Source organism: Vibrio sp. 1-2 (7-a) (genome assembly GCF_013048515.1).
GTDB classification, from domain to species: domain Bacteria; phylum Pseudomonadota; class Gammaproteobacteria; order Enterobacterales; family Vibrionaceae; genus Vibrio; species Vibrio diabolicus.
The window spans coordinates 1,502,603-1,522,602 of sequence record NZ_VHSQ01000001.1; the positions used below are offsets into that span (position 1 = coordinate 1,502,603).

Consider the following 20,000-nt stretch of genomic DNA (forward strand, 5'->3'; position numbering starts at 1 on the left):
ATTCAATCAAGAGGTATCTCATTTGCTCAGTATCAAAACGGGCAGTTCGATACCTCTTTCTGATTCGATTGAATGAAATCTTATGCCGCAAGCGCAACTAGTCGTTCGAATGCTTGCGATGCCGATTCCGACGCTTCGCACACAGAAAACACATCTTCGATAAAGTACTTCAACGCTCTGGATTCAATGGCTCTGATTGCAGCTTGCTGCTCGTCCAATAAATAGCCGTAAATGCTCGCCGCGCCAAAGTCACCGAAGATCATCTCCCCTTGCTCGTTCACCAACGTATTGTGCGCATACAAATCACCATGACACACCTTGTTGTCGTGTAGGTGATTAAATACGTCCACCATCTGCTCAACAATAGAATTCATTTGCTCGACTGTCAGCGTAAACCCTTGTGGGAACGTATCTCGGGTGCAGGTTTCCAACGTTGGCGGCAAACCTAAGTTGTAGTAACTGTTTGGAATCAGCTCCATCACCAAAGCAAGCTCTTTACCGTCATCCACTTGCGCGATGGATTTTACTAAGTTGTTGTGATGCCCAGCTTGCAAACACGCTTCAAGTTCATCATGAGGGTAGCCATCACTGGTGACCTCGCCCTTGAACACTTTTACCGCAACTTCACTCGGAAAGTTGTATTGAGCATCAGTCCAGTTAGCGTGAGAAATCACGCCACTTGCCCCTTGGCCGAGAACATGGTTAAGCGAGTAACTATTTGTGGTCACTTTCGGCACACTGTTTAGCGAAGATGGGTGTTTGCAGAATGGATTACCTGCAAAAGCAAACCATGCCAATTTAGGTAGCTTCATCAACACATCCGGAAAGTGCTCTAGCTGATTCGCAGAGAGACGAATCAGTTCCAAATTAACTAAGTTTTCCATACTACTTGGCAGTCGTTTGATGCGATTCCCCGCCAGTGCAAGCTTTCTTAAGCGCGGTCTTTCACCCAGACTGTTTGGTAGCGTTTCAATCTCGTTGTCAGTCAGGATCAGCCAACGTAACTGACTTGGTAGTGAGGCTTCACTCACCACTTTGATCTTGTTGGTTTTAAATCCAACCATCTCAAGGTTTGGCAGCTTGCCCAATACCTCTGGTAAATGGGTGAACTGATTATTGGAAGCAAAAATGATTTTTAGTTTGGTCAACTGTTCCAGTTCTTGTGGCAAATCTGACAATGCGTTGCCGGATAAATCTAACACTTCAAGCGAGTCTGCAAGCTCTAAAATTTCCATAGGGAACTCAGTTAGCCCTTCCGCCAACTTCAGTTGTTTTATTCCTACTAATTGTCCTGTTTTTAATTGTTCTAGAGTCTGCAAAACCAAGCCTTCTGATTGAATGGAAATAAGCTGAGTAGTGTACGTGGCTTGAGGCAGAAAGGCGAGACATGGGGTGGAATAGCATGGAATCAAAGCAACCAAAGGATAGAAGTGAAACCATTGCAATGGTATTACAGCACCGGTGAGTGCGAGTCAAAACATCAGGAATAACCGAAATGGAAGTCCTGAAACCCAGACTTTTTATCTTGGTTTAATGGCGTTACACTACGCGCCCTTTTTAAATGGCAAAGGTGACACGGTTTATTCCGTCAGCATCGACATGAAACTCTCAGAAAGTCCTATCACCCAACATAGCTTTAATGGGCGCAAATTTTTCCTTAAACGTGACGACATGCTCCACTCCCACTTTTCTGGGAACAAAGCACGTAAGTTTATGACGTTAATGGAAGAGCAAAATCCCGACATCACCACGTTAATAAGCTTTGGCTCCGCTCAATCTAATGCCATTTACTCGCTAGCGGCTCTCGCCCAGATTAAAGGTTGGGCATTTGAGTTTTATGTTCATCACATTCCATCTTGGCTAAAAAGCTCCCCCATCGGAAACTATCGCGGCGCTCTCGATTTGGGTATGAAAATCACCGCCATGCAAGACATCGGTAGCGAACTCCACCCTAGTGAATACATCCACCAGGTACGAAGATTAGATGAGTCGACATTGCTTATTCCAGAAGGTGGACGTTCCCACCTCGCTGAAGCTGGCATCAAACAGTTAGCACGAGAAATTCTTGATTGGACGCGATTGAGAGGTAAAGAGCAGTTTACGGTCGCCCTGCCATCAGGCACCGGCACGACCGCTTTATATCTTCATAAACATTTAAGCCCACACGGCATAGAAGTGCTAACTTGCCCTTGCGTAGGCGATGCAGATTACTTAACTGAACAGTTCAACCAGCTCGGTGAAAACAGCCACCCAACCATTTTAACCGTGCGCAACAAACACCATTTTGGCCGCTTGTACGAAGAAGATTACATCACATGGAAAGCACTCTTTGAGCAAACCGACCTCGAATTTGACCTGTTATACGACCCGTATATGTGGCAATGCCTCACCCCTTGGTTGGAAGAGAACACAGATAAAACGGTGATTTACATTCACCAAGGCGGGTTACTTGGCAACGAGTCGATGTTGCCAAGATATCAACGAGAATTTGAATAGCGTGTTCAGATAAAGTTGTTGTTGATTCCAGTGATTACACTATTTGATGAGCGCCAGAATTTCTTTGAATTCAGGTGCTCGGCAATCTTCGACCATTTCATACAAACACATTTCTAGCCCAGTGAGCACCACACCGTTAGCGGTTAACTTCGCAAGAGCGAGCGCTTTATTGGCAGCGGTTCGGGAAGATACACAATCCGTGACTAATTCAACGCGATAACCGGACTGGCGCAGAGAAACCGCGGTTTGATAGACGCAAATGTGGGATTCAATACCGCAAACCAACCAGGTATCCACTTTTGCGTTCTCCACCGCGACCTTAAACGTCGCCTCTTTGCAGCCATCAAACGTGTACTTGGTAATAGGTAAATGCGTGCTTTCAAGCACTTCACGAATCGGCTCCGCGGTTGGGCCCAACCTTTCTGGATTCTGTTCTAGCCACAGAATAGGCAAATCTAGTGCTTTGGCACCCTTTACCAGTTTCGTGATATTTTCAATCAGAGCGTCGCTTTCATGCATTAATGTAGCGAGTTTGCCCTGAACATCCACCACAATCAGGCCCGTGTTTCCTTTCGATAACATTTCCATCTCCTATCTTGTGCGACCACAAATCATACTCAACAAGTTGAGTAAAAGTTAATGTATCAGAACCCTTTCATGTTAGAGCAATAAAACCTAGAAAGATGACCTTCGCTCACACATTTGCCCTTAGGTAAGGGTGGTTTGAACTGACTATTTAAATTTCTCTCGAATTAGTTCAATCAAGGCTTTGACTTTATTGGGCAGAAATAAGGCCGAGGGATAAATCAGAGTAAGATGCTGCTTCGGATGCGCGAATTGAGGCAGCACCTCGACCAACAAACCGTCTCTCAGTGCTGGCTTGGAATGAATTTGAGGAATAAACGCGATGCCGTTTCCTGCTATCGCCATCGAGCGCAGCAAGTTGAGGTCATCCGAACGCAACGCCACATGCAAATCTGAATCGAGCAAATCGGCATTGTAACGATTAGTTAAAAGGCGATGCTGCTTAAGATCTTCCACCGTTTTTACTGGCGGATGCGATTCTAGATAGGCTTTTGACGCAACAAAGTGACTACGATAAGGCAAAAGACTGAACTGCACATAGCTGTCATCGGTGACTTTGACCACGCTCGGAAGAAGCTGTAAATCAAACGATTGACGCTTGAGATCGACACTCTCTTGATGGTTTTCAATCTCGACCGAAATCTCCGGATACCGCGTTGTGTACTCGGTGATGATCGCGTTAAACGCGGCAGAGCTCATCAATGCGGAAGGAATGGCTAAACGCACCTTGCCCGTCAGCTCTTGTTGATATTCGTGCATGGCATTTAAACCTTGCTGAATATGGTCAATAGGCTGCCCCACCAACTCAAACAAGCGTTTCCCGTGCTCCGTCAACTCAATGCTGCGTGTTGTGCGGATCAAAAGCTGTACCCCGAGCGATTTCTCTAATTCTTGCAGGCGACGACTCACTTTTGAGCGTTGTAGTTGATTCGCCTCTGCCGCTGCACTTATACCGCCGTGAACCACCGTCTGAGTGAATAGGTAAATATCATCAAAACTAACGTTCATTGTCCTATTTTTAGGTCATTTATGTTCGTATTATCATTCTACTGAATTGTGAGTGACTTCTCTATAATCCGCTATCCAATATGTTTAACGGAACTTGTAATGACGGCTGACCAAAAATTCAAACACTGGATGCGAACTTTGATTGTCCTGTTCATCGTACTATTTTTGTACATTATCATTGCTGACCGCCACGCCCCCTTAACGACCGAAGGACGAGTGCAAGGATACGTTGTCCAAGTCGCGCCCGAGGTATCTGGTAAAGTGACCGACGTTCTCATCGAGAATAACCAGTCCGTTCAAAAAGGCGATGTGTTGTTTACGATTGATGATCGTAAATACAAGATAGCACTTGAACAGGCGGAGCTGTCTCTGCAATCCGCTTATGAAAAAGAAGCAACGCTGTATTCTCAACGCGAAGCCGCTCTTGCCAATATTGCCCGCGCACAAGCGACATTTGATAATGCACACCGCGAGTACAACCGCTTACTGACGCTATCGAAGCAGAAAGTCATCTCTCAATCGACACTCGATAATGCCTTTGCCCAAAATCAGGTATCACGTGCAGCGCTTAAAGCGGAAAGACAAAACTTAAAAGTCATTGAAGCGCAATTAGGCGATCAAAAAGGTCAAAGCACCGCCGTTCGAATTGCCAAAAACGGGATCGAAAAGGCGCAACTTGATTTGGCAAATACCGCAGTACTCGCTCCCAGTGATGGTGTCGTGACCAACCTGCAACTAGAAGTTGGCACGATGGCAAACACCAACATGCCATTGCTGACATTTGTACCAACAGGATCACTCTGGGTAGCCGCTGATTTTCGTGAAAAGTCCGTCGCGAACGTAGACAAGACTTTCCACGCCTTGGTCACATTTGATGCCAACCCAGGTTCGGTGTACGACTTTGATTTAGCTAGCCGCGATTACGGTGTAGCAGCCGCACAACAAACGCCTAATGGCGCACTAACCAAAGTGGAAGTGAACAACCGCTGGGTACGTGATGCGCAGCGTACACGAGTGAACCTAACCAGCAGCGAAGAGTTACCACCAGCACTGTTTGTCGGCTCTCGCGCTACCATTGTTTTGTACCCAGACAACAGCATTTTCTGGCAGTTGATGGCGCAAGCACAGATTCACCTCGCAAGCTGGTTCCACTTCATTTACTAGGCGGCGACAATGAAAACCTTACGAATTTGGTTCGGCTGCTCTTTAGGGCTCGCGCTAAGCATGATCTTCGGTTGGTCTTACGGATTTTTTGCCATCATGATGCCGCTGTTTATTTTGGGCAGAATGGACCACTTTAATCTTTCGGCTTTATTGATCGTGTTTTTCTCTGCGGTGTGGACAACCATACAAGCCACATTTTTGCTGGAATACTTGCAGTTTCATCCAACATTAATGACCGTTGCCGTCGGAATCATGATGCTGTTCAAGTGCATTGCAATGATGAACCAGAAAACCTATTTGTTTGGTTACATGGGGCTGTTGGTGGGTTCAATTGTGTTGAATTTTGCCAGCTATAACTTCATGGATATTGAAGAGTTCAACGTCAACATGTGGGTGATGGCGTTCAGCAATATTTTTGTTTGCGCATTCGCGTATTGGTTGTTCCCGGAGCCAAAATCCCCCGCCGAGCACATTGAGATGTCGACCCCAGTAAAAAGCGATATTGACTACATCAGCCAAGTTGCCATGGGCTGGGTAGTGGCGATGGCTGCGTTTATCGTATTCCAAGTAGCGGACTTATATGACTCGCTATCCGCACAAGCTTCCATTTTGATCATCCTAACCCCAATGACTTTAGCGGGCTCGCTCGCCATGGCAAAAATTCGCATCATCGGCACCGCACTAGGCTGCATCGCAGGGATGGCTGTTCAGCTCATATTGGGCAGTTGGTATGGGCATGGGCTACTCTTTTGGCTCGCCTTTACCATTGCTATGGGGCCATTCTGCTTATGGCTCACCAAGGGGCAAATTAAAGCGGCTATCGCGTTTTCTGCCATGTCTGCCCTATCGGTTCCGCTGACGACCTCATTGGTGCCAGAACAAAAAGACGCGTTCTTTTCGATCTTGTACCGTTTCAGCTCGATTTTCGTCGCGGTTCTGCTCACCGCGATGGTGATGTGGGTGGTGCATCACTGGATTCGTGTGATGTTGCTAAAGCATCCTGAGATGAGGAACGTGGAGTTGAATTAAGCCTTGGCCGAGGGCTGAAAACGGAAAACAAACTATGCCGCTCACTTTACTGCGAGTTACTGCGAGCGGCATTTTTATTTAAAACGGTCATCCTAAACATCGAGGAACGAGCGTGATTCAGGATCTACCCACCGAGAGCTTTGAAGTTCCTAGCTTATCGCCATCTCCCAGCGAGTTGTTAGCAGATTCCTAGTCTCGTCTAGACTCGCGATGTATGGACTCCCTCCCCCCAGGAGGGAGCTAGAATTTATAGTGTCAAAGCCTAAATCTAAGGAGTCCATACATGACAATGTCTACTACTATCGCCATTGATTTAGTAAAGCACTCTTTCCAAGTTTGTAAGCTTCATGGAAGTTCTGATGAGTTTAATAAAGCATTTACTCGCGATAAATTAAAAGCTTGGTTAATACAACAACCTCCAACGACCGTGGTTATGGAGGCATGCTCTACCGCCCATTATTGGGGACGGTTCTGTTGCAACCATGAGCATTCGGTTCGCCTCATTGCCCCAAATATGTCACGGCATATCGAACGGGACAAAAAATAGATAAGAATGATGCAACAGCGATTGCTGTCGCATCTCAGCAAGCTAACGCCCATTTTGTCGCTTTAAAGTCTATTGATGAACAGGCACTACAATCGATCGATAGGATAAGACAGCACTTAACCGATTCGATGACAGCGACAAGTAACATGGTTCGTTCCTTGCTCTCAGAGTTCGGCTTCAATATCCCCAAAGGACATAGTGGCTTTAAAAGGCACATTATTGAAATTCTGGAAGATGGTCAGAACTCACTTCCTGATATCTTAAGAGAACACGTAGCAAACGTATTTCATTTGCATGAAACCTTGGCAAAAAGAGGGCAGATTTAGAAACGAGCTTAACCCAACACCTCAAGCACCATGATGCATGTAGAAAACTTGAAGCTCTAGAGGGCGTTGGTCCAGTCAATGCTTTAGGGCTTTATCTTTCATTAGGAGCCAATGGCGGTAACATCAAAAATGGTCGAGAAGCTTCGGCTTGTATTGGGCTTACTCCAAAGCAGCATAGTACTGGAGGAAGGGTTACCCTTTGGGGTATCAGCAAAAAAGTTGGACAGAAGAAGTTACGTTCAAGCTTGATACAGGGAGCGCTTACCGTTGCGAAGGTTGTAAATAAACGAGAGCCAAGGAATGTTAAAGAGACTTGGCTCAAGTCACTGATTCAGCGTGCAGGTTTAATGAAAGCCGCGGTTGCTTTAGCAAATAAGATCACAAGAACGGTTGGGGCGTTGCTTCATTATGGTAGTGAGTATCAAGCGCCTCTAACTTACGAGTAGTAAGTCAAAGACGTTACTTACATCTTGGTATAGCGAAGAACAGGTAAGACCGACCTTGAAGAGCCAGAGCATTCCTTTGGATTATTTCCGCGCTCGCGAAATGGCATCAAGGTGCGAATGCATCGAGGGTCGAGTTAGCTACTCATTAAAACCCGAATATACGCATGCATCTAATCTATTCTCGCTAAACCAGTTGTAATAACTAGGGAGTCCATATACGGAATGACGTGAAGTGTGCTTCGATTTGAAATAGATAACGCGACTTCAAATACCGTTACAAAATATACCGTCATTCTGAACAGCAAGGGACGAGTGTGATTCGGAATCTAATCGCCACCAGCACTGTTGCCGGTTTTTGCCCCGAATCAAGAACACTAAATTAAAAAAGCCCCTAGGCTCGAGAGCATAGGGACTTTCACTTATCTATCGCAAGCTTACTTATGACGCTCTTTCAGTTTGCTCACTACGTCATTCATCGATAAGCCTTGGTCTTGAAGCAATACCATTAAGTGATAAATCAAATCTGCAGATTCACACACTAACTCCGCCTTATCGCCCGACGTCGCCGCAAGCGCGACTTCAACGCCTTCTTCGCCCACTTTTTGCGAAATACGCTTGGTGCCACGGGCATAAAGACTGGCAGTATAAGAGGAATCTGGGTCGGCACTCTTGCGGGCAGCCAGTAGCTGCTCAAGTTGATGAAGCCACACCATTTGTGACTCCTCTTGAGGGTCCACATCCCAGCAAGTTGTGTTACCCAAGTGGCACGTAGGACCAATGGGATTCACTTTTACCAGTAGCGTATCGCTGTCGCAATCTAGCTGCATGTTCACTAGTTGCAATACGTTGCCAGAGGTCTCTCCTTTCGTCCAAAGACGCTGCTTGGTACGAGAGAAAAACGTCACTTGACCTGTTTCGCCCGTTTTTGCCAACGCATCTTGGTTCATGTAACCCATCATCAGCACTTGGCTTGATTGGAAATCTTGTACGATGGCAGGTACCAGACCATCCACCTTTTCCCAGTTGATTCGCTCAGCTAGCGAACTTACTTCGGCGGCTTTCACACTCATAGTCGTACCTCAATGCCTTGTTGTTTCAAATACTGCTTTAGTTCACCAATATTGATGACTTGCTTGTGGAATACCGATGCGGCAAGCGCGCCATCCACATTTGCTTTTTGGTAGGCTTCTGCGAAGTGCTCCATGGCACCTGCACCACCCGATGCAATCAATGGCACGTTACACACTTCACGCACCATATTAAGTTGTTCAATATCGTAGCCGTTACGCACGCCGTCTTGGTTCATCATGTTCAGTACGATTTCACCAGCACCGCGTTTTTGTACTTCTTGCACCCAATCACGCGTTTCCCATTGGGTCGCTTTGGTGCGTTCTTCATCACCAGTAAACTGGTAAACCTGATACTTGCCCGTCTCTTTGTCATAGTATGAATCGATACCAACGACGATACATTGCACACCAAACTTATCAGCAAGGTCAGTAATCAACTGAGGGTTCGCCAAGGCAGGAGAGTTAATAGATACCTTATCTGCACCAAACTCCAGAATGCGCGCTGCGTCTTCTGCTGATTTAATACCACCAGCCACACAGAAAGGAATATCAATCACTTCAGCAACGCGCGCGACCCAACTTTTATCGACGACACGACCATCACTTGAAGCAGTAATATCGTAGAACACAAGCTCGTCAGCGCCCTCTTCTGCATAACGCTGCGCCAGAGGAACGATGTCGCCAATGATTTCGTGGTTGCGGAACTGGACGCCCTTTACCACTTGTCCATCACGGACATCAAGACATGGAATTATTCGCTTTGCCAGCATGCAAATGCCTCCTCTGCTGTGAACTTACCATCTAACAGCGCACGACCAACAATCACACCAGCCACACCGCTGCCTTTTAGCGCTTCGATATCTGCTAATGAGCCGATACCGCCTGAAGATTGAAACTGCACTTGTGGGTACTGTTTACATAGGTCGACATAAAGCTCTACGTTTGAGCCTTCTAGCGTACCGTCACGAGAAATGTCCGTACAAAGCACGTGCTGCAAACCTACCGTTAGGTAATCGTTGATCAGAGCTTCGATGGTCACGCCTGAGTCTTCTTGCCAACCAGAGATCGCCACTTTACGCGTGCCGTCTTGGTCGATGTTGATGTCTAACGCGAGAACGATTTTCTCTGCGCCGTATTTTTCCATCCAACCTTTCACAAGCTCTGGTTGTTTTACTGCTGTAGAACCGACTACAACACGCTGCGCACCGGCTTCTAACAGATCAATCACGTCTTGCTCTGTACGCACTCCGCCACCGATTTGGATGTTCGCTGGCGTGCTTGCTAATAGCTTTGCAATCAAATCAAGCTGGCGTGCTGTCGTGTCTTTCGCGCCAGTTAAATCCACCAAGTGCAGCCAGTTAGCACCCGCTTGGTGGTACAAGTTGAACTGCTCTGCTGGGTCGACTTTGTACTCGGTTACTTGGCCGTAATCACCTTGATAAAGGCGAACCACCTGTCCTTCAATTAAATCAAGAGCTGGAATAATCACACTAAATCCCTTTTATAATTCTAAGAAGTTTTGAATAAGCTTCGCGCCCGCTTTTGAAGAACGCTCTGGGTGGAATTGCACACCATAATAGTTACCGCTTTGAACCGCAGCAGTGAATGGATTTCCGTAATCACATTCAGCAATGGTGTAGTCTCCAACTGGCATCGCAAAGCTGTGCACAAAATAGAAGTACTCACCCTCTTCAATGCCTTTGAACAACGGATTGCCTGCTTTTGCAGAAACGGTATTCCAACCCATATGCGGCAGCGGCAAGTCTCCAGTTTGTAGCAGCTTCACTTCGCCATCACAAAGTCCGAGACATTCAACTAACTCGTCGGCTTTCTGGCCTTTTTCTTGAGACACTTTGCCCAACAGCTGCATGCCTAAACAGATACCTAATAGCGGCTTTTCTACCTGTTTTACCAAGCTGATAAGGTCACGCTCTTCTAGGTTTTTCATCGCTTCGCTGGCGGTTCCCACGCCCGGTAGAAATAGCTTGTCAGCCGCCAATACAACTTGTGGATCTTTTGAAATCGTTACGTCATAGCCTAGGCGTTCAATGGCAAACTTCACCGAAGAAACGTTGGCACAGCCAGTATCGATAATGACAACTTTCTGTTCTGTCACTGTTTTTCTCCTTGCTAACGTTAGCCTTAAAGTACGCCTTTACTACTCGGTAGCTCAGTGCCTTCTACTTTGATTGCTTGACGCAGAGTACGACCAAACGCTTTAAATAGGCTCTCAATGATGTGGTGATCATTGTTGCCCGCAGAAGACAGGTGCAGTGTACACGCTAGTGTGTCAGTTAAAGAACGGAAGAAGTGAACCACCATCTCTGTTGAAAGGTCCCCCACTTGCTCACGACTAAACTGCGCGTCGAACTTAAGGTAAGGACGACCAGATAGGTCTAGCGCACATTGTGCTAAACACTCATCCATTGGCAGGCTGAAACCAAAGCGACCAATACCACGCTTGTCACCCAGCGCTTCTTTCAACGCCTGACCCAAGGCCAGCGCGGTATCTTCTACTGTGTGGTGATCATCAATGTGTAGATCACCTTCTACTTTGCACACCATTTGGAATCCACCGTGCGTCGCAATTTGATCCAACATGTGATCGAAGAAACCAAGACCCGTTGAGATGTCATTACCGCCTTGCTCATCAAGATTAACCGCAACTTTGATGTCCGTTTCTTTCGTGGTACGAATCACTTCAGCAATACGAGCTTTCACCGTCAGGTCTTTCAGGATCTGTTTCCAGCCCATGGTTTCTGGGTTGTATTGAATACCGCGAATCGCCATGTTTTCTGCAAGTTGAAGATCGGTTTGACGATCGCCAATCACGACAGAGTTTTGGAAATCAACTTTGCCACCTTGAAGGTACTCTTTCACCATGCCTAGCTTAGGCTTACGGCAAGAGCAGTTATCTTCTTCAAAGTGAGGACAAATCAACACGTCATCGAACTTCACACCTTGAGACTCGAAGATCTCCATCATCATGTTGTGCGGTGCATCAAAATCAGCTTGTGGGTAGCTGTCAGTACCCAAACCATCTTGGTTAGTGACCATCACTAGACGGTATCCAGCATCCTGCAACGACAACAGGCTTGGGATAACAAATGGCTCTAGTTTTAGCTTATCTAAACGGTCTACTTGAAAATCAACTGGCGGCTCAACAATTAAGGTGCCATCTCGGTCGATAAATAGGATTTTTTGTTGCTTGCTCACTCGAACTTCCTTATTACTAATCTTGTTTCGTTCTCGGCATAAACCGAGAACGCTGAGAATTCTATTTATGAATAGTAGTTTCTAATGAAACCCAGTGTCTTTTCACACTCGTCGCGGTTACCAACACTGATACGCACGCAGTTCTCAATTGGCGAGTTACGCAGGATAATGCCCGTATCCCAAGCGGCTTTGAAAAGAGCATCGCCATCTGGGAATTTCACCAATACGTAGTTACCCCACCCTTCAAAAACCTCCAGACCCGGAATCATCGACAAACCAACTTGTAAGTAAGCTCGGTTCGCGTTCAAATCGAGAACTTGGAACTTCGCTCGCGCTAGGCCTGCTTCAGAGAGCGCTTGAGTGGCAATTTCTGCAACTGGCACCGGTACTGGATATGGTGCAATAACTTTAAGAAGGACGTTAATCAGTTCTTCGTTTGCTAGCGTAAATCCGCAACGAAGACCAGCAAGCGCGAAAGCTTTCGACAGAGTACGCAGAATCGCTAGATTTGGATATTCTGCCAGTAAATCTACTGTTGACGCTTCTGGACAAAAATCAATGTACGCTTCGTCAATCACCACGATTGCGCGGTCTTTTGTCATTTCAAGCAGAGAGACAATATCGTCACGCTTAACTAAGTTACCCGTTGGGTTGTTTGGCGAGCATACGAAAACCAGTTTCACGTTATCCAGGCTCGCTTCGATACCTGCGAGGTCTAGTTGCCAATCTGACGTTAGCGGCACCGTTTTGCGCTCTACACCGATGGTTTCTGCACTGATGGCGTACATACCGTAAGTCGGTGGGCAGTATAAAATCGCGTCTTCACCCGGTTCACAGAAAGCACGAATCAATAACTCAATACCTTCATCTGCACCGCGAGAAGTCAGCGTTTGTTCTGGCTTCACTCCAGCATACGCGGCGTAAGCAGAAATCAGTTCTTTCGGCTGACATTCGCTGTAACGATTAAGACGAGCAAAGTCTGTTTTGTATTCATTGTTGAATGGCGATTCGTTGGCGTTCAGCCATACGTCACCTGTTCCACCAATTCGGCGAGCCGAAAGATAAGGTGTTAGTTGTTGGACTTGTTTACGCGCTAGCTTTTCCATCTCTTTACTCTCTTATTCTTACTTACTTGCTAATTTTTCTACACGGATAGTAACAGCACGTTTGTGGGCGTCCAGACCTTCTGCTTCAGCCATGGTGACAACCGTTGGCGCAAGATTTTTAAGACCGTCAGCTGAAAGCTCTTGAACCGTCATTCGTTTAGAAAAATCAGCCAAACCTAAGCTTGAATATGTCCGTGTGTAACCGTAAGTAGGAAGAACGTGGTTAGTGCCCGATGCGTAATCACCTGCAGATTCAGGCGACCAATCACCAAGGAAGATCGAACCTGCGTTGTCTAATAGAGGCAGAAGCTCGCGTGGGTTCTTAGTCTGAACAATTAAGTGCTCAGGGCCATAATAATTAGAAATAGAGATCGCTTGGGTGATCGATTCAGCAATAATGATTAAACTCGATGCGAGCGCTTTTTCTGCAATCTCTGAACGAGACAACTCTTTCAATTGACGACGAACGGCATCTGTCACCTGATCTGCAATAATGGCTGATGGCGTCACAAGTACAACTTGAGAGTCAGGTCCATGCTCTGCCTGACTTAGAAGGTCCGCCGCAATAAAATCTGGGTCCGCTGTTTCATCCGCAATCACAAGAACTTCCGAAGGACCCGCTGGCATATCAATCGCTGCGCCACGGAAATCATTGCTCACCTGGCGCTTTGCTTCCGTCACGTAAGCGTTACCCGGGCCAAAAATCTTATCAACTTTTGATACGGTCTCTGTACCATATGCCATTGCAGCAACAGCTTGACCACCACCGACGTTGTACACTTCATCAATGCCACACAATTTTGCTACGTAAAGGATCTCGTCAGCGATTGGAGGCGGAGAGCAAAGCACAACTTTACGACAACCGGCAATTTTCGCAGGCACGCCCAGCATCAAAACCGTCGATGGCAGTGGCGCACTACCACCAGGAATGTACAAACCCACTTTTTGAATTGGACGTGTTACCTGTTCACAAAGCACACCCGGTTGAGTTTCGACTTTAATTGGCTGTGGCTTTTGCGCTTTGTGGAATTTAGAAATATTGGCATAAGCTTGCTCTAATGCGTTTTTCATTGATTCAGACAAGCGCTCTGAAGCGGCTTTAATTTCCTGAGAAGAAACACGAATGGACTCAGGTTTAACGCGATCAAACTTTTCTGTCAGCTCGTTGAGAGCAGAGTCGCCTTCATTTCTAACTTTAGCGATAACCTCAGACACTGCTGCAGTGATATTTGCACCTTCTGCAATAGCAGGACGTTCTAAGATCGAATCTTGCTGCTCTTCACTTAAAGATTGCCAAACGACTGTTCTCATGATGTTTACTCCATCATTTTTTCAATTGGTAGCACTAGGATTGAGCTAGCACCTAACTCTTTTAGCTGTTCCATGGTTTCCCAGAACAGGTTTTCAGAACTCACTAAGTGAACAGCCATTTTCTGCTTATCTGCAGAAAGAGGAAGAACAGTAGGATCCTCAGCACCAGGAAGTAGTGCTTTGATTTGATCGAGCTTTTCAGCTGGCGCGTGAAGCATGATGTACTTAGACTCTTTCGCTTGTTGTACGCCTTGCATGCGAGTCAGTAGTTTTTCAATCAGTGCTGTTTTGTCCGCATCAAACTCACCGATACGTTGAATCAGCGTCGCTTTAGATTTAAAGATCACTTCCGCTTCTTTTAAGCCATTCGCTTCTAACGTTGCGCCAGTCGATACCAAATCAGCAATAGCGTCAGCTAGACCTGCGCGAGGTGCAACTTCTACAGAGCCAGTTAGCATACATGTGGAGAATGGAACGCCTGCTTCATCCATGTAAGCTTTCAGGAGTTGAGGGTAAGTTGTGGCAATACGCTTACCAGCTAAGTCTTGTGGACCGTTGTACTCTTCATCCTTGTCGATAGCGATAGACAAACGACAACCGCCAAAGTCAAGTCGACGAAGTTGTACAAACTCACATGGTTCACCCAGAGCTTTACGATCTAGACGAACTTCTTCCAATTCATTTTCACCAATGAAACCTAAGTCAACAACACCATCCATAATCAGACCAGGGATGTCATCGTCACGAACCAAAAGCAAATCAATTGGCATGTTCTCCGAGTGAACCACTAAACGCTCACCCATTACATTAAATTTTACGCCGCACTGTTTTAGCAGAGCTTGGCTCTCTTTACTAAGGCGACCTTTTTTCTGAATTGCGATTCTTAAGCGTTGTGTTTGCATTGCTTTTTCCCTGTGCAAGATTTTGATCTCTAAGTAATTTTTGAATTAATAAAACTAAAAAACCCTCGAGAGATTGGAGTCTCCCGAGGGTTTAAAATCTGCTTTTACTTTGATTTCACCTCCGGGAGTTTCCTGCCTCCCGGGTATGCGTACATCGCCCGAAAGACTAGATTGGGTGATGATGGTGATGAATGTTCATTACAAAATTACGCATACTTATTTAAGGCTCTATTGAGTTGCTTCGTTAGTAACCACACTAACCAAGGATTCTATATTTTTCAATACTGAATTTAGCATTTTCTAACTATTTTTTATAGTTACTTGATTTTAAAGGATTTAAATTTAATTTCAGTTGAGTGTCTGGGTAGAAATTAAGTTTCTATTCAACCCTATTCTTAAAGAAAAAGAAGAATAGTATGAATTTTCATCAAAACAACTATTTAGATCTCACCGCCCTTAGTAATTGACATCATTCTCAATAAAGAGACATCCGCTCACGTTTGAGACGACTCATTCAAAACTATTATTTTAGTGGGGCAAAAAATAGTGATTAACCATGAAACTGCGTAACGGTAGTAACAAACAAGCTGTGGATTTCAGCGATACAACACTATACCCATTAATCGGCAATAGTGCATGTATCCAAGAACTTCGCACGGCAATCCAAAAGTACGCTCAATGTGATGCTGAAGTACTCATTCAGGGTGAAACAGGGGTGGGCAAAGGTCTCTGTGCTCGTCTTATTCATCAGTTGTCGAACAGACACTCGGCACCTTTTGTTGAAGTTAACTGCGGCGCAATTCCAAGTGGTCTTATTGCGTCCGAACTTTTCGGTCACGAAAAAGGAGCATTTACAGGAGCGATTTCAGATCGTATCGGTTTTATTCAAAAAGCGCATAAAGGTACCCTATTCCTAGATGAGATTGGTGATATGCCACCGGATCTACAAATCCACCTTCTGCACTTTTTAGAGAGTAAGCAAATCCATAAAGTCGGCGCTGATAAATTCATTGACGTGGACTGTAGAGTCATTGCTGCGAGCCACGTGGATTTGAAAAATGAGGTTGTACAAGGCGGATTCCGTGAAGATTTATTCTATCGGCTTAATATCTTGCCATTAACTATTCCTCCACTGAGAAAGCGTGGGAAAGATATCCTTATGTTATCAGAACACTTCTTAACAGATTTGTCTCATGGTCAGGTACAAAAAATGTCGGATAAAGTGAAAGCCAAGCTCCTCAAGCATCGTTGGCCAGGTAACGTAAGAGAACTGCGAAATGTAATTCAACGAGCGATTGTCATGTGTGAAGATCACACGCTTCTCGTCGCTGACTTGGGCCTTGATAATAATGAAAGGCAATTACTCCCTTCAGTGGACCAAATTGATCTCGACTACCTACTGCAAGCTATCGAAGAAAATAAGCACAATATGAGTGCGGCTGCACGTCATCTTGGTATTTCAAGAACAACGCTTTATCGTCTAATAAAGAAATACAACTTAAATGTTTAGTTGCTGTACAGGTGTAACGTGACACTGTGTAACAGACAACTCATCATATATCATTTACTTAGCCCCTCATCATAAACCTCTTGATATTATCGCCTTTAAAATCAACAACTTAAACTAGGCATAGTCTTTGCTTAGAGCTAAGAAGAAGTCGGTTGATAGATTTTCTATCACAGCACAGAAAGGAGTGCTCAGAACACAAATAGCTCGCTTTTAACACGAAACGATTATCCCCAAAAACGCGATTGCCCCCCCTCACCTAAATCGCGTTAAAAAAAAGCTCCGCTAAATTTAGCGGAGCTTCCTCTTTATTAAAAATACTGAGCTGTACTAGACATTTTGGCACGATGCCATTTTAGACTTAGACAACCAAGAAAGTGCTCCACATACAATAATAAATGTGATTGATGCAGCGATGAATGAGAATGCAATTGACGCAGTCATTCCCAAAGTAATGAAGCCAACACAGGAAACTAGCGCCACGGACAATGCATAAGGCAACTGGGTCGATACGTGATCAATATGATTACAACGTGCACCAGTCGACGACAGAATAGTGGTATCGGAGATAGGTGAACAATGGTCACCAAAAACGGCACCGGCTAAAACTGCACTTAGCATTGGGAGCATTAGTGCAAGATCGGTTGCACCAGCCATATCACCCGCGATTGGAAGCATAATGCCGAACGTACCCCAAGAAGTACCTGTTGAAAATGCCATTAGACCAGACAACAAGAATAGGATAACCGGTAGCCAATGTGGATTGATATTGCCCTGAGCCATTGTAGAAAGGTAAGAACCCGTCTTCATGTCACCGATAACCGAACCGATAGTCCAAGCAAATACTAGGATTAGAATCGCCCCAAACATAGACTTAGCACCAATCCAAAGTGTGCGTGCAATTTCACCCATTGGAAGACCTTGCTTCACAACAGTAAATAATGCGACAGCTAAGCCAAGCAAGCTACCGTAGATTAGTGATGTGCCTACATCTGTATTTTCAAACGCACCTAGAAGCGCAAACTCTTTGCCGTCAGCAGCCAATGCTTGGCCACCCGTGTAAAGCATAGAAGCGATAGTCGCAATAATCAGCGTCACGATAGGAAGTACCAAGTCTGACACTTTACCCTTTTCGCTTTCACGGATATCTAGCTCTTCGTTTAGATCATGCGCTTCTTGCGAGTCGTTTTCTTTGTCTTTATCAAAGCCGCGGCCTTGAGATGCAGAGATTTCATGCTCACGCATCTTACCGATATCGAGGCCAAACCACGCCACAGCAAACACCATAAGCAGTGCAAAAACTGCGTAGAAGTTCATTGGAATAAGACGAACGTACGCGCCAAGAGCCGAATACTCAGTGATCCCATGTGAGACTAAGATACCGCCGATAATCGTAATAATGTAAGCACCCCAGCTAGAAGCAGGCATGATCACACACATTGGTGCAGCGGTTGAGTCTAGAATGTATGCAAGCTTCGCGCGAGACACATAAAAACGGTCGGTTACTGGACGAGAAATGGCACCAACAGCAAGGCTGTTAAAGTAATCGTCGACAAAAATGAATACGCCTAAAAAGGCAGCAAGAAGTTTGGAGCCGCGTTTACTCTTCACTCGAGATTGTGCCCATTCGGCAAATGCACGAGTACCACCAGATAGCGTTAATAATGCAGTTGTCATACCTAATAAGATTAGGAAACCAACAATGCTCATGTTCCAAGTGTTAATTCCGCCATCTTCAATAAAGACAGAAGAAACTTGAGAACTCACGTAACTAACGGTATCACCGATAGACCAGCTATTAAGTAGAACCGCACCCAGCACGATACCTACACCTAAGGAAACTAATACACGTCGAGTCAGAATCGCCAAAGTCAAAGCGACAATAGGTGGCAATAATGAAACAGGAGAACTAGAAAAATCTATTAAATTCATGATCTTCAAAAACCAAAGTTTGGCTAGAGATCTACTGCAGACAAGTCACGTAGCATACGATACGTGCTCATGTTGAACTTAGCGACAGGGAAGCGAACACTCCACCCAACCCTACAGTAGCGCTCCATAGTTTAATGTGAATATATACTATGGCAGTGTTGTTCCTTTCAGATACAACCCCAGCAAGTAACTTTGATGAGTTACTTACTTCGGCAATCTTCGCCTTCCACTATTATTCATTGGCATCACCCCAATAATAGCTACTCTTCGAGACCGCGCCTCTACGGCAACAACAAACAATTAACCACTAACTGTACAAATTAACAACAAATTGTCTGCAATATTGCATCAGGTAGCAGCCATTGTACTTATGATGAGAGTCAATGCAACACATCAAACTAAATTAAACAAATAAATAATGACTGAGATAATTTATAAACCTTGTCTACTTCAAGTTAGTTTTGTGCAACTGAAATCACATCAATTTTGTTATTTATGAAACATTATTACTACCTTAAAAATATCATGGTTTATCTTGTATCAATAAATTAAGGATATATGACACTCCATCAAAGATGGACGCTTCATATTTTTAAGTAATAACTCAACTTTTTTTATAAAAACCAAGCTGGCTCTATCTCTATACAATAACGAGTGTTGATTTCAATTCTCATCTAATAAGATTTATTTCGAGTGTAATAATATTTATTGCTTTAAAAAAATAGCTAAATTTAAACAAAATCTTGATTTAGTATTTGCACATAAGGAAAAGATAAAGTTAAATATAAGGACTCTTTGTTTATTTATAGATTGGCATTATTTAATCGTAACGATAAAAAGTGCCCAACACATTAACCTTTTAATAGGAATCGTTATGTCAGAGCTGACTAAAACCCTTCTAAATATCCGTAGCCTTCGTGCATTTTCTCGTGAGCTGACTCTAGAACAATTGGAAGAAGCTCTAGATAAACTAACTACTGTTGTAGAAGAGCGTCGTGAAGCAGAAGAAGCAGAACGTGCAGCACAAGCTGAGCAAGAAGCTAAGCTAGCAGAGATCGCAGAGAAAATTGCTCAAGACGGTATTGACGTAGAAGCGCTTATTACTGCGCTATCTGGCGAAACTAAGACGAAAGGCAAAGCGAAGCGTGCACCTCGTCCAGCTAAATACAAATACACAGACTCAAACGGTAATGAGAAGACTTGGACAGGCCAAGGTCGTACACCTTCTGCAATTCAAGAGCAACTTGATGCAGGTAAATCTCTGGATGATTTCCTGATCTAAATCCGCGCTATTTTTAAAAGGCTCCCAATGGGAGCCTTTTTTATTTGGTTCATTACAAATAAAAAAGGCGCAT

General features: G+C 44.9%; 19 protein-coding genes, 1 pseudogene, 1 riboswitch and 1 other annotated feature. Of the genes and pseudogenes, 8 read left to right on the forward strand and 12 right to left on the reverse strand.

What is annotated here, in order from left to right; translation table 11 throughout:
* Nucleotides 1-80 precede the first annotated feature (80 nt).
* Entirely contained in the window at nt 81-1,319 is a 1,239-nt protein-coding gene (locus FKN08_RS06770) for a leucine-rich repeat-containing protein kinase family protein (RefSeq protein WP_170891618.1), read from the reverse strand.
* A 280-nt stretch (nt 1,320-1,599) separates the two neighbouring features.
* On the opposite strand from FKN08_RS06770, the gene FKN08_RS06775 reads away from it, so the two are divergent.
* Nucleotides 1,600-2,496: a 1-aminocyclopropane-1-carboxylate deaminase/D-cysteine desulfhydrase gene (locus FKN08_RS06775; protein ID WP_170891700.1), complete on the forward strand. Its 897-nt coding sequence runs from the start codon at nt 1,600-1,602 to the stop codon at nt 2,494-2,496.
* Between the two features lie 39 nt (nt 2,497-2,535).
* On the opposite strand, the gene FKN08_RS06780 is transcribed toward FKN08_RS06775, so the two are convergent.
* Complete coding sequence (locus tag FKN08_RS06780; RefSeq protein ID WP_005457944.1) at nt 2,536-3,078, reverse strand: hydrolase; 543 nt, start codon at nt 3,076-3,078, stop codon at nt 2,536-2,538.
* Nucleotides 3,079-3,228: 150 nt separating this feature from the next.
* Complete coding sequence (locus FKN08_RS06785; RefSeq protein ID WP_005376746.1) at nt 3,229-4,089, reverse strand: LysR family transcriptional regulator; 861 nt, start codon at nt 4,087-4,089, stop codon at nt 3,229-3,231.
* 99 nt (nt 4,090-4,188) lie between these two features.
* Between FKN08_RS06785 and FKN08_RS06790 the strand changes: the two genes are divergently transcribed.
* From FKN08_RS06790 to FKN08_RS23775, 5 genes and pseudogenes are all read left to right on the forward strand, one after another.
* On the forward strand, nt 4,189-5,253 hold the full coding sequence (locus FKN08_RS06790) for an HlyD family secretion protein (RefSeq protein WP_005376744.1): 1,065 nt from the start codon (nt 4,189-4,191) through the stop codon (nt 5,251-5,253).
* Nucleotides 5,254-5,262: 9 nt separating this feature from the next.
* Nucleotides 5,263-6,282 carry a DUF2955 domain-containing protein gene (locus FKN08_RS06795; protein ID WP_048625735.1) on the forward strand — a complete coding sequence of 340 codons (1,020 nt, stop codon included), beginning with the start codon at nt 5,263-5,265 and terminating at the stop codon, nt 6,280-6,282.
* Nucleotides 6,283-6,565: 283 nt separating this feature from the next.
* On the forward strand, nt 6,566-6,829 hold the full coding sequence (locus FKN08_RS23765) for a hypothetical protein (protein ID WP_249373362.1): 264 nt from the start codon (nt 6,566-6,568) through the stop codon (nt 6,827-6,829).
* Between the two features lie 20 nt (nt 6,830-6,849).
* The gene (locus FKN08_RS23770; protein WP_282136932.1) at nt 6,850-7,155 is read left to right on the forward strand and encodes a hypothetical protein; all 306 of its coding nucleotides are present in this window, start codon (nt 6,850-6,852) and stop codon (nt 7,153-7,155) included.
* 98 nt (nt 7,156-7,253) lie between these two features.
* Nucleotides 7,254-7,601 (forward strand): annotated as a pseudogene (locus tag FKN08_RS23775) (transposase); the annotation flags it as partial.
* A 434-nt stretch (nt 7,602-8,035) separates the two neighbouring features.
* Here FKN08_RS23775 and hisIE read toward each other — a convergent pair.
* From hisIE to hisG, 8 genes are all read right to left on the reverse strand, one after another.
* Nucleotides 8,036-8,671 (reverse strand): bifunctional phosphoribosyl-AMP cyclohydrolase/phosphoribosyl-ATP diphosphatase HisIE, encoded by a 636-nt coding sequence (gene hisIE / locus FKN08_RS06805; RefSeq protein WP_170891619.1) that lies wholly within the window; start codon nt 8,669-8,671, stop codon nt 8,036-8,038.
* Complete coding sequence (hisF, locus tag FKN08_RS06810; protein ID WP_004749837.1) at nt 8,668-9,441, reverse strand: imidazole glycerol phosphate synthase subunit HisF; 774 nt, start codon at nt 9,439-9,441, stop codon at nt 8,668-8,670. The genes hisIE and hisF overlap by 4 nt, the downstream gene beginning before the upstream one ends.
* Nucleotides 9,423-10,160 (reverse strand): 1-(5-phosphoribosyl)-5-[(5-phosphoribosylamino)methylideneamino]imidazole-4-carboxamide isomerase, encoded by a 738-nt coding sequence (gene hisA, locus FKN08_RS06815; RefSeq protein WP_005390889.1) that lies wholly within the window; start codon nt 10,158-10,160, stop codon nt 9,423-9,425. Before hisA ends, hisF begins: the two co-directional genes overlap by 19 nt.
* 12 nt (nt 10,161-10,172) lie before the next feature.
* Entirely contained in the window at nt 10,173-10,787 is a 615-nt protein-coding gene (gene hisH, locus FKN08_RS06820) for an imidazole glycerol phosphate synthase subunit HisH (RefSeq protein ID WP_047008596.1), read from the reverse strand.
* 26 nt (nt 10,788-10,813) lie between these two features.
* Nucleotides 10,814-11,887 carry a bifunctional histidinol-phosphatase/imidazoleglycerol-phosphate dehydratase HisB gene (gene hisB / locus FKN08_RS06825; protein WP_006743043.1) on the reverse strand — a complete coding sequence of 358 codons (1,074 nt, stop codon included), beginning with the start codon at nt 11,885-11,887 and terminating at the stop codon, nt 10,814-10,816.
* A gap of 65 nt (nt 11,888-11,952) precedes the next feature.
* Nucleotides 11,953-12,993 (reverse strand): histidinol-phosphate transaminase, encoded by a 1,041-nt coding sequence (gene hisC, locus FKN08_RS06830; RefSeq protein WP_170891620.1) that lies wholly within the window; start codon nt 12,991-12,993, stop codon nt 11,953-11,955.
* 18 nt (nt 12,994-13,011) lie between these two features.
* Entirely contained in the window at nt 13,012-14,304 is a 1,293-nt protein-coding gene (gene hisD / locus FKN08_RS06835) for a histidinol dehydrogenase (protein ID WP_005390871.1), read from the reverse strand.
* A gap of 5 nt (nt 14,305-14,309) precedes the next feature.
* Nucleotides 14,310-15,206 (reverse strand): ATP phosphoribosyltransferase, encoded by an 897-nt coding sequence (gene hisG / locus FKN08_RS06840; protein WP_005390869.1) that lies wholly within the window; start codon nt 15,204-15,206, stop codon nt 14,310-14,312.
* 53 nt (nt 15,207-15,259) lie between these two features.
* Nucleotides 15,260-15,397 (reverse strand) — a sequence feature (His leader region).
* 365 nt (nt 15,398-15,762) lie between these two features.
* Here hisG and FKN08_RS06845 point away from each other — a divergent pair.
* Nucleotides 15,763-16,716, forward strand: a complete 954-nt coding sequence (locus FKN08_RS06845; RefSeq protein WP_005390867.1) for a sigma-54 dependent transcriptional regulator — start codon at nt 15,763-15,765, stop codon at nt 16,714-16,716.
* 327 nt (nt 16,717-17,043) lie between these two features.
* Here the strand turns inward: FKN08_RS06845 and tet(35) are convergent, their stop codons facing one another.
* On the reverse strand, nt 17,044-18,645 hold the full coding sequence (gene tet(35), locus FKN08_RS06850; protein ID WP_005390865.1) for a tetracycline efflux Na+/H+ antiporter family transporter Tet(35): 1,602 nt from the start codon (nt 18,643-18,645) through the stop codon (nt 17,044-17,046).
* A 109-nt stretch (nt 18,646-18,754) separates the two neighbouring features.
* Nucleotides 18,755-18,937, reverse strand: a riboswitch (Lysine riboswitch).
* 582 nt (nt 18,938-19,519) lie between these two features.
* Between tet(35) and FKN08_RS06855 the strand changes: the two genes are divergently transcribed.
* A complete protein-coding gene (locus tag FKN08_RS06855; protein WP_005390863.1) occupies nt 19,520-19,927 on the forward strand; it encodes an H-NS family nucleoid-associated regulatory protein in 408 nt (135 codons plus the stop codon).
* Nucleotides 19,928-20,000 lie beyond the last annotated feature (73 nt).

Bases quoted from the DNA above. Each gene is read 5' to 3' on its own strand.
- FKN08_RS06775 (WP_170891700.1), top strand. From the start codon at position 1,600: ATGAAACTCTCAGAAAGTCCTATCACCCAACATAGCTTTAATGGGCGC.
- FKN08_RS06780 (WP_005457944.1), bottom strand. From the start codon at position 3,078: ATGTTATCGAAAGGAAACACGGGCCTGATTGTGGTGGATGTTCAGGGC.
- FKN08_RS06785 (WP_005376746.1), bottom strand. From the start codon at position 4,089: ATGAACGTTAGTTTTGATGATATTTACCTATTCACTCAGACGGTGGTT.
- FKN08_RS06790 (WP_005376744.1), top strand. From the start codon at position 4,189: ATGACGGCTGACCAAAAATTCAAACACTGGATGCGAACTTTGATTGTC.
- FKN08_RS06795 (WP_048625735.1), top strand. From the start codon at position 5,263: ATGAAAACCTTACGAATTTGGTTCGGCTGCTCTTTAGGGCTCGCGCTA.
- FKN08_RS23765 (WP_249373362.1), top strand. From the start codon at position 6,566: ATGACAATGTCTACTACTATCGCCATTGATTTAGTAAAGCACTCTTTC.
- hisIE (WP_170891619.1), bottom strand. From the start codon at position 8,671: ATGAGTGTGAAAGCCGCCGAAGTAAGTTCGCTAGCTGAGCGAATCAAC.
- hisF (WP_004749837.1), bottom strand. From the start codon at position 9,441: ATGCTGGCAAAGCGAATAATTCCATGTCTTGATGTCCGTGATGGACAA.
- hisC (WP_170891620.1), bottom strand. From the start codon at position 12,993: ATGGAAAAGCTAGCGCGTAAACAAGTCCAACAACTAACACCTTATCTT.
- hisD (WP_005390871.1), bottom strand. From the start codon at position 14,304: ATGAGAACAGTCGTTTGGCAATCTTTAAGTGAAGAGCAGCAAGATTCG.
- hisG (WP_005390869.1), bottom strand. From the start codon at position 15,206: ATGCAAACACAACGCTTAAGAATCGCAATTCAGAAAAAAGGTCGCCTT.
- FKN08_RS06845 (WP_005390867.1), top strand. From the start codon at position 15,763: ATGAAACTGCGTAACGGTAGTAACAAACAAGCTGTGGATTTCAGCGAT.
- FKN08_RS06855 (WP_005390863.1), top strand. From the start codon at position 19,520: ATGTCAGAGCTGACTAAAACCCTTCTAAATATCCGTAGCCTTCGTGCA.